The following is a 609-nucleotide window of genomic DNA, read 5'->3' as shown; positions in this document are numbered from 1 at the left end:
CCTTATTTACAATTAAAATCAGATCAAGACGGAAATGTAGGGACTAAAATCAAAGGATTGAATGAATTACTTGGTTTTAGAATGCCTACAACAGAAAATAATAACGCATTAAAATTCGTTGATGTAAGTGAATCGATCTCTTTTGGTGGTAAACCCTTGCAAATCCCTGAAGGAACTAAATTTTCTGATATCATTACGATGGTTCCAGCTAATGGTCAGGCAAGTGCATTATCACAATTCAACGTTGGTGATGATGATGGTGATGCCTCCCTTACTGAAAACACAACCATCGAAGGCACACTAACAGCAACCTGGTATGATAATAATAACGTGATAACTGATTTAAGTCGTGAACTTAATGTGTGTGGAGGACCTTACTTTTTAAAAATGGGTGCTCAAAACGTTGCGGTATCGACTAAATACGGTCAACCTAATAAAAACATTTATGGTAGCCAACCCGTTATTACTTACCAATTTATGCTTGATGGGGGACCTAAGTTATGCTTTGTTCAACCAAATATGAATGTTTATAAGAATAGTTCTTACATGACTAAGTATCCTAATGGTTATAACCCAGAGGTATGGGATCCTGGCACAAGCCCATCGTCG

The 609-nt window shown here is 37.1% G+C and carries 1 protein-coding gene; it reads left to right on the top strand.

Annotated elements, in window-relative coordinates; genetic code table 11:
* Window positions 1-609 (top strand): hypothetical protein (locus tag J3U56_RS12005; RefSeq protein ID WP_267367961.1); only part of this gene is annotated, 609 nt, incomplete at both ends.

This window comes from Gilliamella sp. B2824, from assembly GCF_026536245.1.
GTDB lineage: Bacteria > Pseudomonadota > Gammaproteobacteria > Enterobacterales > Orbaceae > Gilliamella.
Note: the sequence above shows the minus strand (reverse complement) of the source record. Positions and strands in the feature narration are given on the sequence as shown.